This is a genomic window from Vibrio mediterranei (assembly GCF_900088415.1).
GTDB lineage: Bacteria > Pseudomonadota > Gammaproteobacteria > Enterobacterales > Vibrionaceae > Vibrio > Vibrio mediterranei.
Map to the genome: position 1 here is coordinate 87276 of NZ_FLLQ01000005.1, position 13688 is coordinate 100963.

At 44.3% G+C, this 13688-nt stretch carries 12 protein-coding genes; 7 read left to right on the plus strand and 5 right to left on the minus strand.

Going from position 1 to position 13688, the window contains the following annotated elements; translation table 11 throughout:
- Positions 1-3: 3 nt before the first annotated feature.
- From VME0621_RS15305 to VME0621_RS15315, 3 genes are all read right to left on the minus strand, one after another.
- Positions 4-2076, minus strand: a complete 2073-nt coding sequence (locus VME0621_RS15305; protein ID WP_062462060.1) for an ATP-dependent helicase — start codon at positions 2074-2076, stop codon at positions 4-6.
- A gap of 145 nt (positions 2077-2221) precedes the next feature.
- On the minus strand, positions 2222-3769 hold the full coding sequence (locus VME0621_RS15310; protein ID WP_062462057.1) for a glutamate synthase-related protein: 1548 nt from the start codon (positions 3767-3769) through the stop codon (positions 2222-2224).
- Between the two features lie 112 nt (positions 3770-3881).
- Positions 3882-4598: a GntR family transcriptional regulator gene (locus VME0621_RS15315; RefSeq protein ID WP_006069404.1), complete on the minus strand. Its 717-nt coding sequence runs from the start codon at positions 4596-4598 to the stop codon at positions 3882-3884.
- Positions 4599-4845: 247 nt separating this feature from the next.
- Here VME0621_RS15315 and VME0621_RS15320 point away from each other — a divergent pair, with 247 nt between their 5' ends.
- Positions 4846-6267 carry a glycoside hydrolase family 1 protein gene (locus VME0621_RS15320; RefSeq protein ID WP_038227121.1) on the plus strand — a complete coding sequence of 474 codons (1422 nt, stop codon included), beginning with the start codon at positions 4846-4848 and terminating at the stop codon, positions 6265-6267.
- 152 nt (positions 6268-6419) lie between these two features.
- Here VME0621_RS15320 and VME0621_RS15325 read toward each other — a convergent pair whose 3' ends face one another.
- Both VME0621_RS15325 and narQ read right to left on the minus strand, forming a co-directional pair.
- The gene (locus VME0621_RS15325) at positions 6420-7052 is read right to left on the minus strand and encodes a response regulator (RefSeq protein ID WP_062462054.1); all 633 of its coding nucleotides are present in this window, start codon (positions 7050-7052) and stop codon (positions 6420-6422) included.
- A complete protein-coding gene (gene narQ / locus VME0621_RS15330) occupies positions 7039-8763 on the minus strand; it encodes a nitrate/nitrite two-component system sensor histidine kinase NarQ (protein ID WP_006069401.1) in 1725 nt (574 codons plus the stop codon). Before narQ ends, VME0621_RS15325 begins: the two co-directional genes overlap by 14 nt.
- Before the next feature lie 240 nt (positions 8764-9003).
- Between narQ and napF the strand changes: the two genes are divergently transcribed.
- The 6 genes from napF to VME0621_RS15360 all read left to right on the plus strand — a co-directional run bounded on the left by napF (position 9004) and on the right by VME0621_RS15360 (position 13602).
- Positions 9004-9483, plus strand: coding sequence for a ferredoxin-type protein NapF (gene napF / locus VME0621_RS15335; protein WP_062462051.1), 480 nt, complete (start codon positions 9004-9006; stop codon positions 9481-9483).
- A gap of 39 nt (positions 9484-9522) precedes the next feature.
- A complete protein-coding gene (locus VME0621_RS15340) occupies positions 9523-9828 on the plus strand; it encodes a chaperone NapD (protein WP_006069399.1) in 306 nt (101 codons plus the stop codon).
- Positions 9825-12314 carry a periplasmic nitrate reductase subunit alpha gene (napA, locus tag VME0621_RS15345; RefSeq protein ID WP_062462048.1) on the plus strand — a complete coding sequence of 830 codons (2490 nt, stop codon included), beginning with the start codon at positions 9825-9827 and terminating at the stop codon, positions 12312-12314. The genes VME0621_RS15340 and napA overlap by 4 nt, the downstream gene beginning before the upstream one ends.
- 76 nt (positions 12315-12390) lie before the next feature.
- Positions 12391-12852, plus strand: coding sequence for a nitrate reductase cytochrome c-type subunit (locus tag VME0621_RS15350; protein ID WP_006069397.1), 462 nt, complete (start codon positions 12391-12393; stop codon positions 12850-12852).
- Between the two features lie 26 nt (positions 12853-12878).
- A complete protein-coding gene (locus VME0621_RS15355) occupies positions 12879-13457 on the plus strand; it encodes a NapC/NirT family cytochrome c (protein ID WP_006069396.1) in 579 nt (192 codons plus the stop codon).
- A gap of 10 nt (positions 13458-13467) precedes the next feature.
- Positions 13468-13602 carry a TIGR02808 family protein gene (locus tag VME0621_RS15360; RefSeq protein ID WP_006069395.1) on the plus strand — a complete coding sequence of 45 codons (135 nt, stop codon included), beginning with the start codon at positions 13468-13470 and terminating at the stop codon, positions 13600-13602.
- Positions 13603-13688: the final 86 nt, after the last annotated feature.

Consider the following 13688-nt stretch of genomic DNA (forward strand, 5'->3'; position numbering starts at 1 on the left):
CGCCTAGTCCTTCCACATTCCAAGTACGGTTTTACGGATATCGGTAATCGCTTTCGCAGCGATTTTTTTATCCTGAGCATCCGGTGCTATTTTCGGATAGTGCACTCGGTTTAAGTGTTCACACAACGAGTCCGTCATAAAACGGCTCTTACCCCCATACACATGCTTATCACCCCAACTCTGTTGCTCAGGTACCCAATATTTCATCGGCTGCATGAGATGCAGTTCTTGCTTAGCACGCGTCATGGCTACATACAGTAGGCGTCTTTCTTCTTCTAACGCTCGTTTGTCGCCCACTGCATATTCATTAGGGAAGTTGCCATCAGCGACATTGAGAACATAAACATTTTGCCACTCTTGCCCTTTCGCACTGTGTACCGTGGAGAGAATTAAAAAGTCATCATCGATTTTAGGGTTGCTTGCTAAATCACCAGTCGACTGCGGTGGGTCAAGAGTCAACTCAGTCAAGAACCGTTCACGCGTACTGTATTGACCGGAAATCATTACAAGCTGCTCGACATCACCCCAACGAACGAAATGGTCATCGTAATTCAGTTCTAATAATGGGCTATAGAGAGTTGCAAGAAGGCTCAATTGTTCTGCCCACGGTACAGCGTTACTGTTTATCGTGAGTAGAGATTCGACTAACGTTTTAAACTCCACTCTTGCCGACATCGGGACTTTACAATCAGACAGCGCACTGAACTGATATTGATGCGCCTTTAAATGCTCGATGATATTGTTAGCGGTTTTCGGTCCAATACCAGCAAGCAATTTCAACACTCGAAAAGCAGATATGGTGTGTTTTGGATTATCAGCCCAGCGAAGAATAGAAAGAAGATCTTTAACATGAGCGGCTTCAAGAAACTTCAGGCCACCATGTTTAACATAAGGAATATCACGGCGCGTTAACTCAAGTTCCAATCTGTCGCTATGATAGCTAGAGCGAAATAGCACAGCTTGTCGTTTCAGCTCAATGCCCTCTTCCCTCGCTCTTAGAATAGATTCAACGATATATTCCGCTTGCTTAGCATCATCTTCCACCGTGACAAGTTGAGGTTTAGGCCCTTGTTTTCGCTCCGAATGTAGCTCAACTTTATAACCTTCTTGTCCTTCATTAAGTAGTTGATTGGATAAATCCAAAATACCTTGATGTGAGCGATAGTTGGTTGTGAGCGTAATGACTTTTGCAGGCGGAGAAAACTGTTGTGGAAATTCCAGAATGTTGTCGACACTCGCCGCTCGGAAGCCGTAGATGGATTGCGCATCATCACCGACTACGGTTAACCCTCTTCCATCAGGAAAGAAGGCTTTGAGCATGCCTGCCTGAAGTAAGTTGGTATCCTGGTATTCATCGACCAATATGTAATCGAATTGAGCTCGCACTTTATTTGCTATCTCTGGCACTTGAGCCATATGGAAGCAGTAAAGTAACAAATCATCGTAATCTAAACAGAATTGTTCCGCTTTCTGCTCTGCATACTGAGCAAACAATATCTTGAGCTCAGAGCTCCACTCTGCACAATGTGGGAAATATTGCGCGACAACCTCTTCGACAGCAGTTTGGCTATTCACGCAACGAGAATATATTTCTAAACAGGTTTTCTTTTTTGGAAAACGTCTATCGGTATTGGTAAAGCCAAGCTCAAACCGCAGCACATCCAACATATCCGCTGCGTCATTTCTATCCATAATGGTGAAATCACTTTCGAGGCCGATAAGGGCAGTATGTTCACGCAACAATCTTGCGGCGATAGAATGAAAAGTCCCCATCCAATCAAGCTTGACTGGGTGATATTGTTTACGCTGCTCATTAAGCTGCTGCTCTGCAATTCGATTCGCGCGAGAAGCGAGCTCAGCAGACGCCCTGCGAGCAAACGTCACCAACAATATTTTCTCTGGCGGTATACCTTGAACTAATAGCTGAGCCGTTTTGTGAGCTAAGGTATTGGTCTTGCCCGTTCCCGCGCCAGCAATAATAAGTAGCGGTGAGTGGTTACTCGTATTGCCTGATTTTGGCATACCAAAATCGACGGCGAGCTGTTGTTGGTGATTAAGAGTGATGGGTTGTGCCATGGTGTGCTCATCTAACTATCTTGGACAGTATAAGATTAGCATGGATACTGTTTTTATATACAGTAAAAATATAAGTATGCGATCTGTGTGGTACTCAACTGGACAAATGATGAGTTCGTCCAGCTGAATAATAAGGCGTTAGATACTAGGTTGAACCCTCTTCATATCCAGCATAGGCAATGCCGGAAAGCCGTGCCATATTATGATTCCAAGTAGCAAGGTCGTGTTTGTTGAACTTACTCAAATCATCATGACCACAGGCTCTCGCCATCACTTGCATGAGTTCCACCGACGCCTCAAAGAAGTTTTTTAATTGATGGGATGCTTTTTCAACATTGAGTCGTTGCCTCAAATCGGCTTTTTGCGTTGCGATGCCCGCAGGGCAATTATTGGTGTTACACATTCTCGCAGCGACACAGCCGATAGATTGCATTGCACTATTTGATATCGCGACCCCATCAGCACCTAATGCGAGTGCTTTAACGAAATCCATCGGTACACGAAGACCACCAGTGATAATCAGCGTAACCCTGCCACTCGCACCTTGCTGATCCAGATAACGCCGCGCTCTGGCTAGGGCTGGAATAGTTGGCACACTGATATGATCCCGGAACATTTCCGGAGCCGCACCCGTCCCCCCACCTCGACCGTCGAGAATGATGTAATCCGCACTGGCATCAAGCGCAAACTGAATGTCCTCTTCAATATGGTTTGCACTCAATTTAAACCCGATAGGAATACCTCCTGTAACTTCTCTCATTCTGTCAGCGAATCGTCTAAAGTCTTCAGCCGTATTCAGGTCTTTAAATGTAGGAGGAGAGATAGCGGGTTCTCCTTCAGGAATACCTCTAACTTGAGAAATTTTGCCGATATTCTTGTTACCGGGAAGATGGCCTCCGGTGCCAGTTTTCGCCCCTTGTCCGCCTTTGAAATGAAACGCTTGCACCGATTTGAGTTTACTTTCATCGTAGCCAAACCCTGCGCTCGCCAACTCATAGAAATAACGCGAGTTTGCCGCTTGCTCCTCTGGCAGCATCCCCCCTTCACCCGAACAAATACCTGTACCGGCTAACTCCGCCCCCGTTGCTAATGATACCTTTGCTTCTTCTGACAGAGCACCAAAACTCATGTCCGAAACAAATAAAGGAATGTTAAGCTTCAGCGGCTTCTTGGCCTTAGGTCCAATGACCAATTCAGTCCCAACGGCAACGTCTTCAAGTAGAGGTTTCGTAGCCATTTGAGCAACCATAACTTGTATGTCATCCCAGTGGGGTAACAAATGCCTAGGCACACCCATTGACGTCATTGGGCCATGATGTCCAAGCTTAGACAGCCCTTCACGAGCAAGTTGATGTATGAGTTCGACTGTTGGTTCTTCTTTCGTTTTCACCGCAACGGGCCCATCACTCGCCTTTTGGCTCACACCAGGCCCTTCTTGACCAACTTGCTCATCACTAAACTGTTTGTGGGAGCCATCGCAATATGGAAGGTTTGCTGAGTGCTTGCAACGACACAAATACGCATCGCTCGATTTATCAGCACTGAAGCTTTGTGGTTTGAACTCCGTTCCTGCATGTGAACCGTCGCAGTAAGGTTGGTTTTTTGAACGTCCACAAGTGCAAAAGTAATGCTCTTGTCCACCCTCTAGCTCAACCTTGATCGGCTTGTTATCGGCAATTATTGGTTTGCTCATAATGCTTATCCTTGTTATCCACACTTTCTATGAAGGGGTAACGATAAGCATAGGTCAAAAAACCAACGATAAGATACGTCCAAAGAATCGACAGAGCATCACATTGGAAACGTTAGAGCTGAGTATCACTCTTTACATATGTCGTAGAGAACTCATAACTATCGCAAATGTGCCTAGCCACTGAATATTCGAAGATTTGTCCGTTATCTAGATAGGCATTTTGGGCCACATTCACTAGATGTTCCCCTATAGGAACACTGAGGTAGTCCGCCTCTTCAACGTTAGCGTTGACAATCGTGATGCGTAAATTAGCGCTATGAATAGTAAGCTTCAGTTTGTCAGATATGTAGCCATATATCGAGTCTTTGACATGTTCGATAGCTAAGCTAGGGACAATTTTGGCGGACAGATAGATATACTCAACGATTGATGGCACGCCATCTAATACTCTGATTCGCGTTATGTCATAAACTGGATCGCCAACGTTGCATTTTAGTTTTTCCGCTATCAACGCATTTGCGGGCACCGAACTGAATTTAACAACGCGAGTGTGAACAGTTTTACCCTTATCTTGGGCTCGTTTTTTGGTTCCAAGTAAGTGAGAGTCAGATACAGCATCAGGCTTTTGTTTAACGAATGAGCCAGCTCCGCGCTTACGTACTACCAGCCCTTCTTTCACTAGGAAGTCCATGGCTTTTTTGATGGTTATTTCACTGCATTCAAACTCCGCGGCCAACGATCTGCCATCTGGGAGCTTTTCCTCCGACGAGTACTCTCCAGAAAGAATACGTGTCTTCATTTCACTATAAATGCCCTGATATTTAATCATTTATCAATGCCTATGCTATCCAATATACATCGGCAAATAACCTGCCTTTACTCTTTGCCCCAAGGGTACTTCCTTCTGTATCAAGAAACAAGCAACGATACAAAACCATATTTAATTTAGTCTAAACTCCATCATAAATCGCCAATAAAAGTGATCAAAATCACCATATTGAGCATACATATTTGTAAAACCATATGGTTTTAATAATATCACTTTAAAGAGATTAGTATTTAAAACTGGAGTAATCATGGCATTTCAAGAGAATTTCCTATGGGGCAGTGCGTCTGCGGCGTATCAGATTGAAGGCGCAGCTAACTTAGACGGTAAAGGTGACTCCATTTGGGACGTCTACTCTCGTGTACCTGGCAACACATTCAAAGACACCACGGGGGAAGTAGCGATCGACTTCTACCATAAGTACGAAGAAGATATTGAGTTGATGCGCGAAATGGGTTTAAAAGCTTATCGCTTTTCAGTCGCTTGGACTCGCATCATGCCTGATGGCCGTACTATTAATCCTAAAGGCATCGAGTTCTATCACAACGTTATTAATAAACTTATCGAATGTGGTATCACACCGATCCTAACAATCTACCATTGGGATCTTCCTCAAGCCCTACAAGATGAATACCAAGGTTGGGAAAGCCGTAAGATTCTGGCTGACTTTACCAAATATTGTGAAGTCCTGTTTACCGAGTACGGTGAAAAAGTACCGTACTGGGTTTGTATGAACGAGCAAAACATCTTTACTAGTCTTGGTTATGTTCAAAAAATCCATCCACCAAAAGTTTCCGATTATCAGCGTTTTATTAATGCTAACCACATTGCAAGTCTTGCAAATGCTAATGCGGTAAAACGATTTAAGGAAATGGGCCTACCGGGTCAGATCGGAGCGAGCTTCGCTTATAGTCCGACCTACTCTAAAACTGCTTCTCCAGAAGATGTTATCGCGGCTGAAAACGCACAAGAAATCCAAGATTTGCTTTGGATGGATGTCTACGCAAAAGGCGCATATCCAAAGATTGGCCTAAAGCTTCTAGAACGACTTGGTATTCATATCGACTTTCAAGATGGTGACAAAGAGCTGCTAAAAGCCGGTATCTGCGACTTCATGGGACTAAACTACTATCAGTCCGCTACGTTTGTAGCTCCAGAAAATAAGGCTGAGACCGCTCAAACAGGTAATGCTGCTCAAGTCTCTGTGGTTTCCGATGTTGCGGCTATCCCAACAGACAAATACTACGTACGCGCTGATAACGAACATCTAAAAATGACTGACTGGAACTGGGCCATTGATCCTGAGGGACTGCGCGTCGCCCTTCGCCGCATTACATCACGCTATAACCTTCCAATTCTTATTAGCGAAAACGGTCTTGGTGCTTATGACACACTAACGGAAGATGGCAAAGTTCATGATGACTACCGCATTGACTTTCTAAAAGCACACGTAGAAGCAATTGGAGATGCGATTGACGATGGTTGTGAAGTTATTGGTTACTGTACTTGGTCTTATCAGGACTTGTTCAGTTGGTTAAACGGCTATGCGAAGCGTTATGGGTTCGTGTATGTTGACCGTGATGAAGAAAGCGAAAAAGAACTGAAACGCTATAAAAAAGACAGCTTCTACTGGTATCAAAAAGTCATTGAATCTAACGGTGAAACTCTATAACTAAGCCGGAAAATCTATCGTCATTCCCTTGAAAAAGGGAATCTTCATTAGCGGGTTGCACAAAAAACAAGTGTATTTCAGTTTGCTACGCGCTAGGAGAGATCCTCGTTTTCACGAGGATGACGATACGTATCCTATTAGGATTAATAGGGCTACTTAATTTCACCAAAGCGCTCTAAGTAAAGAATGGTGGCTGCAGTTCTTGAAGGGACTTGCAGCTTTCTCAGCAAACTCTTCATATGCACTTTAACCGTTGACTCCGAAATAAACAGTCGATCGGCAATTTGCTTGTTTCTAAACCCTTTCGCTACCTCTTGAAGAATCTGCATTTCACGCTCAGTCAGTGTCGCGAAAACATCACTGGTATTGGCTCTTTCTTCAAGGTACTTCTCGATGGCAGAACTGAAAGCTTTATTGCCTGATGTCAGCCCACGAAGCAGTTCAATGATTTCATCTGGCTCGGTATCTTTAAGTAGATACCCATCAGCTCCCTCTTTTACTAGGGCATCGATATCCGCTGGAATATCAGAGACGGTAAGAATGACAATGTGTCCTTGAAAGTCATCTTCTCTTAGTGCTTTGAGCGTATCCAAACCTGACATACCCTTCATATTTAGATCGAGTAAGATCAAGTCAGGTTCATGTTCTTTTGCCAACGCAATTGCATCCGAGCCATTGCTGGCTTCCGCAACAATCCCAAAATCGTCTTCAAAGCTGAGTAACTGTCCAATACCACGCCTCATTAAAGGGTGGTCGTCGACTAACATGACTTTACATTCGCTCACTTAGTGGCTCCTTACTTCTTTGAAACGTTAATACCACCTCACAACCATCGTTTTCGGCGGAATTTATAGCAAGTTCTGCATTAAGTCGAGCTGCACGCTCTTTCATAATGCTCATACCATAATGGTCTAATTTCTGTATATTTTGGTCGAACCCTACACCATCGTCTTTTATTTTAACAGTAACAAGGGCATTTTCATCTTCGAAACAAGTCACTTTTATAAATGAGGCCTGTGCGTGCTTCATCGCGTTAAGTACGGCCTCACGAATAAGTTGTAAGATATGGACTTGTTCGTTTGCTCCTAACTCCAAAGACGACATTTGATTATCGAGTTCTATCTCAGCCTCAGTTTGTTCATCCAATTGATGAAGCATCTCAGTAATTGCTTCACCAAACGTCCCTTCTTTAATCGATAGTCGGAAAGTCGTCAGCAATTCTCGCAACTGAACGTAGGCGTTATCCAATCCCTCACGTATGTCATTCAACACTAGTTGAGAGCGACTTGATGACGAGTCAGTTAATTCCTTAGAAATAGAACGGTTTAGTAGTGTAACCTGAATTTTTAAGTAAGACAGTGACTGAGCGAGTGAATCGTGAAGCTCTCTGGCAATCGTCGCCCGCTCTTCCATTAATATGATCTGTTCGGTTTGACGTTGAGCTTTGTTGTAGTAAATCGCTCGCGATAAAATTTGAACGAAGTTATCTATTAATTTTTCATCTGGACAAGGCAAGCCTACTTGATATCTGAGTTGGCCCAGTTCTTCACCATCCAAGTGCAATGGCCTTACCCGTTCCGCTTTCCCATTGAAAGTACCTTCCGTAGCAATCCAAGGATTACCTTCCACCTCAGAAACTTTGATTTCTACCGCAGAAATACCTTCAACACTGTAGATATAAGTTAATATGGCTCGGAAGTTCTCATGGGAAATTCGCGTTGCTGTTAGTTCTTGTGACGATTGATAAAGCACTTGCAGTGATTGGTGTGCATGTTGAAGCTTATGGGTTTTTTCATTTACCGCTTGTTCTAATCCACGATATAACTTGCCAAGATCTTTGGCCATATTTCTAAATGCGTTACCTAAGATCCCGAGTTCATTGTCAGAACGAACATCAACCTCAACATCAAACGAACGATTCTGAATCTGTTCACTGGCAGAAATTAGCTGCCCCAAAGGTCGAACAATTTGCTTTCTTACAAACAATACAACATACACGGCCACCAATAGAATTCCGCCTAAACCAACTCCGCCAGCCCATGCCAAACGGATTAACTTGTTTTCGGAATGCTCTTGAAGCTCCAATACAAACAAGTCTATACGGTCCACAAAATCAGCGACTAGCAATAGATACTGTTCTCTATCATCACTGGACAGTACAGATTTGAGTTCATGCCAACGGATAATGAGATTGTAATAATCCTGCGTGATTTTCTCAGGTACATCCCATGACTGCAGGGCTTTCATTGAAGGAGAATAAAGGGAACGCTCAAACTGCTCGACATGTAAATAATAGAGTGGCGAATCTGATTGCATATCATAGGCTAATCGATAACTCTGCATTCGCATCGAACCGGAAACGTTGACGGCCTCAGCATCGTTTAAACTAGATGCTAACGTCAAAATAGCAAAGTTCGTTGTTGCTAAGGAAAGCAACAAGATGAGTATCATTGCTTTCGCTATTGTGCCGGTTACAGATTTATTCGGCTTCTTCATGACTCACTAATCTCACTTCACTTGTTTCCATCTATTCATAAGTACCGAAAACCGGACTCACACTATCGCTATCTATTGTCGGTAATTTATTGATCCAAAACAAGGATGGCCCCTATTTAACCCCTAAGAGGTATTTATCCAATTATGTCCAAACTTACAATTTATATGAATGTAAATTAAAGATTGTTAACAGATTTTTTGAACTAGACTTTCTGTAGACAGTTTTTATTGGTGAGATGAATGGTTGATATTTCCAAGCGTCGCTTTTTCACAAGAAAGCAGATCAATACTAAACAAGCTAGGCTCCCTTGGGTAAAGGATTTAGCAACGTTCACCGACCAATGCACTCGTTGTGGTAAATGCATTAACGTGTGTGAAACGCAAATTATCAAGAGCGGTGATGGTGGCTATCCTGCGGTCAACTTCTCAATTGATGAATGTACGTTTTGTTACAAGTGTGCAGAAATCTGTCCAGAGCCTATATTTAATGAGAGAGACGCCACACCTTGGAACGCAAAAGCAGAGATCGACACCCAATGTTTAGCGCAAAACAACATCGAGTGCCGTAGTTGTGGTGATAGTTGTGAAACTATGGCTATCACTTTCAAGTTAAGAGTGGGCGGTGTCGCTTTACCCCAATTAGAGTTAGGGGACTGTAACGGATGTGGAGCGTGTGTTTCTGTATGTCCGAGTTCTTCTATCTCGGTGAGTAATGTCTAGTTCGAAGCAAAATTAAAATAAAACAAGAGAAAGAGATTTATGTCACTAAACGAAGTGCACATTTCTAGTTTGGTAGTACATTGCAAGGCTGAGCACCTTGCAGAAATCAAAGCGCAAATCGAACAATTCGATAACGCGGAGATCTACGGAGACAGCGAGGACGGCAAGATTATTGTTGTTCTGGAAACCGAGAATCAGGGTTTCGTCACCGACACAATTGACGCTATCAACAACCTACCGAATGTCCTTAACGCGGCCTTGGTTTATCACCAAATCGAGCACGGGTTAGATGACGATGAAAATAACACTGGAAGTAACCATTCCCAATTAGAGGGTGAAGTATGAAAATGACAAGACGTGCGTTTGTGAAAGCAAACGCAGCGGCATCAGCGGCAGCGGTAGCGGGTATTACCCTTCCTGCATCGGCTACCAACCTGATTGCTAGCTCCGACCAAACAAAAATTACCTGGGATAAAGCTCCTTGTCGTTTCTGTGGTACAGGCTGTTCTGTACTGGTAGGGACGCAAAACGGTAAAGTTGTTGCAACCCAAGGTGACCCAGAGGCGCCAGTAAACAAGGGTCTAAACTGTATCAAGGGTTACTTCCTCTCTAAGATTATGTACGGAAATGACCGTCTAACTCAGCCACTACTTCGTATGAAAGATGGCAAATTTGATAAAGACGGCGACTTCACTCCAATTTCTTGGGACCAAGCGTTCGATATTATGGCTGAGAAGTGGAAAGCTTCACTAAAAGCGAAAGGCCCAACAAGTATCGGTATGTTTGGCTCAGGCCAATGGACCGTTATGGAAGGTTATGCTGCAGCTAAGATGATGAAAGCGGGCTTCCGTTCAAACAACATTGACCCTAACGCACGTCACTGTATGGCGTCAGCGGTAGTTGGTTTCATGCGTGCTTTTGGTATCGATGAGCCAATGGGTTGTTACGACGACTTCGAAAATGCGGACGCGTTCGTACTTTGGGGTTCGAACATGGCAGAGATGCACCCAGTTCTTTGGACTCGTATCACTGACCGTCGCTTAAGCCACCCACATGTTCGTGTAAACGTACTTTCTACGTACTACCATCGTTCGTTTGAGCTTGCTGACCACGGTTACATTTTCAACCCTCAGTCTGACCTTGCTATCGCAAACTTTATCGCGAACTACATCATTCAAAACGATGCAGTAAACTGGGACTTTGTTAACAAGCACACCAACTTCAAGCAAGCTGAAACTGATATCGGTTACGGTCTGCGTGACGATGATCCACTGCAAAAAGCAGCGGCTCACCCGAACTCAGGCAAAATGTCAGACATTACGTTTGAACAATACAAAGCCTCTGTCGCACCTTACACTGTAGAAAAAGCTTCTGAAATATCTGGTGTTGAACCAGAGAAGTTGATTGAGCTTGCTAAGCAATATGCTGATCCAAACGTTAAGGTTATGTCTCTTTGGACTATGGGTATGAACCAACATACTCGTGGTGTATGGATGAACGGTCTAGTTTATAACATCCACCTACTAACCGGTAAGATCGCAACTCCGGGTAACAGCCCATTCTCACTAACAGGCCAGCCATCAGCATGTGGTACAGCCCGTGAAGTTGGTACCTTTGCGCACCGTCTACCAGCAGACATGGTTGTAGCAAATCCTAAGCACCGTGCGATTGCTGAGAAAGAGTGGAAGCTTCCAGAAGGGACTATTCCACCAAAACCAGGCTTCCATGCAGTGTTGCAAGATCGAATGCTACACGATGGCGTATTGAACTGCTATTGGATTCAATGTAACAACAACCTGCAAGCAGGTCCGAATATTAACGAAGAACGTCTTCCTGGTTACCGTAACCCTGAAAACTTCATTGTTTGTTCTGACCCTTATCCTACAGCGACTGCACAAGCGGCTGATTTGATTCTTCCTACCGCAATGTGGATCGAAAAAGAAGGCGCTTACGGAAACGCAGAGCGTCGCACTCAAGCTTGGTATCAACAAGTTGAGACGGTTGGAGAAGCTAAGTCTGACCTATGGCAGGTAATGGAGTTCTCGAAACGCTTCAAGATGGAAGAAGTTTGGCCAGAAGAGTTACTCGCGAAAGCGCCAGAGTACCGCGGTAAAACCATGTACGACATGCTGTTCAAGAACGGCCAAGTTGATAAGTACCCTATCGAAGAAGCTCGTGAGCTTAACGATGATGCTCACCACTTCGGCTACTACGTTCAAAAAGGCCTGTTCGAAGAGTACGCGGCATTTGGTCGTGGTCATGGTCACGATTTGGCTCCATACGATGTTTACCATCAAGTTCGTGGTCTACGTTGGCCGGTTGTTGATGGCAAAGAAACATTGTGGCGTTACAAAGAAGGCTCAGATCCATATGCGAAAGCAGGTTCTGGTTGGGACTTCTATGGTAAACCAGACGGTAAAGCTCTGATTATTTCAGCACCGTATGAAGCGCCACCAGAAGTGCCAGATGAAGAATTCGACCTATGGCTATGTACTGGCCGTGTTCTCGAGCACTGGCATACAGGTACTATGACTCGCCGTGTACCTGAACTGTACAAAGCCGTGCCAGATGCAGTGTGTTATATCCACCCTGAAGATGCTAAGTCTCGTGGCCTTCGCCGTGGTGATGAAGTAGTGATGGCTAATAAACGTGGTGAAGTACGTGTACGTGTTGAGACTCGTGGCCGTAACCGTCCGCCAAAAGGTTTGGTATTCGTACCATTCTTCGATGCTCGTATCCTAATCAACAAGTTGATTCTTGATGCGACTGACCCTCTGTCTAAACAGACAGACTTCAAGAAGTGCCCTGTGAAGATCACGAAAGTGGCTTAACAGAGACAATATTGAAACGTGGCTGCTTCAATAGAAGTGGCCGCCGAAGAATTAGCCTTAAGGCGGAGATAACAAAATGAAAAAACTGATTGTCGCTATTCTCTCTGTTGGTGCACTGATTGCAGGTGTTGCGCAAGCAGAATTGAATAACCCGGGTGGAACTGGTGGTCTAGATTCACTTCGTGGTAGTAGTAACCTTGAAGACACACGCCCAGCGGATGACTTCAAACATATTCCTAAAGACCAAGTGATTGAGAGTGATTACGTGTATCAGCCTCCACTGATCCCTCATCAAATTCGCAACTATGAAGTATCGCTTAACGCAAACAAATGCTTGGCTTGCCATAGCTGGAAAAACGCGAAAGAAGCAGGTGCGACTAAAATCAGCGTAACTCACTATATGAACCGTGAAGATGCTGTTTTAGCGGACGTTTCCCCTCGTCGTTATTTCTGCTTGCAGTGCCACGTTCCTCAGGTTGATGCACAACCGCTAGTAGGTAACGAGTTTGAGCGCGTAGATTCATTGCGTACTGAATAGCCACGAAGTATTAAGAGAGGCTATATATGAAATTTCTTAAAGCGTTTTGGACTCGTTTAAAGTCACCAAGTAAAGCAGCAGCTGGTGTTGTGCTATTCCTTGGTTTCGCCGGCGGTCTGCTATTTTGGGGTGCTTTCAACACGGGTATGGAAGCAACGAATACTGAAGAATTCTGTTCTGGATGTCACGCACCAATTGTTGCTGAAATCCAAGAGACAATTCACTATTCGAACCGCTCTGGTGTTCGTGCAATCTGCTCTGACTGTCACGTTCCTCACAACTGGACAGACAAAATTGTTCGTAAGGTTCAAGCTTCGAAAGAGTTGTTTGCACATTATGTGTTGAAAACCATCGATACTCCTGAGAAGTTCCAAGCACGACGTGGACACCTAGCTGAACGAGAATGGGCTCGACTCAAAGCTAATGACTCCCTTGAGTGTCGTAACTGTCATGAATTTGATTACATGGACTTTTCCGAGCAAGGCCCACGAAGCGTGCAGCAGCACTCTACTGCATTAGCGTCTGGCGATAAAACTTGTGTTGATTGCCACAAAGGTATCGCACACAAACTGCCTGATATGAAAGGTGTAGAAGGCTGGCAATAAGGAGCACTGAATGAGTACATTAGAATCGGTGATTTGGCACGTACTAGGTTATGCTGCAATGCCAGTCATCATTTTGTCGGGATTCGTTGGAGTCGCAGCCGTTTCGATATGGTTGTTGTCTCTCGGTAAAGACAAACAGCAATAAAGCTTTTAGCCCCGCTCATGCGGGGCTTTTTATTTTTCCCCTCTTAACCACATGATTTCTACTATAGTTAATTTACTCCAATAAAA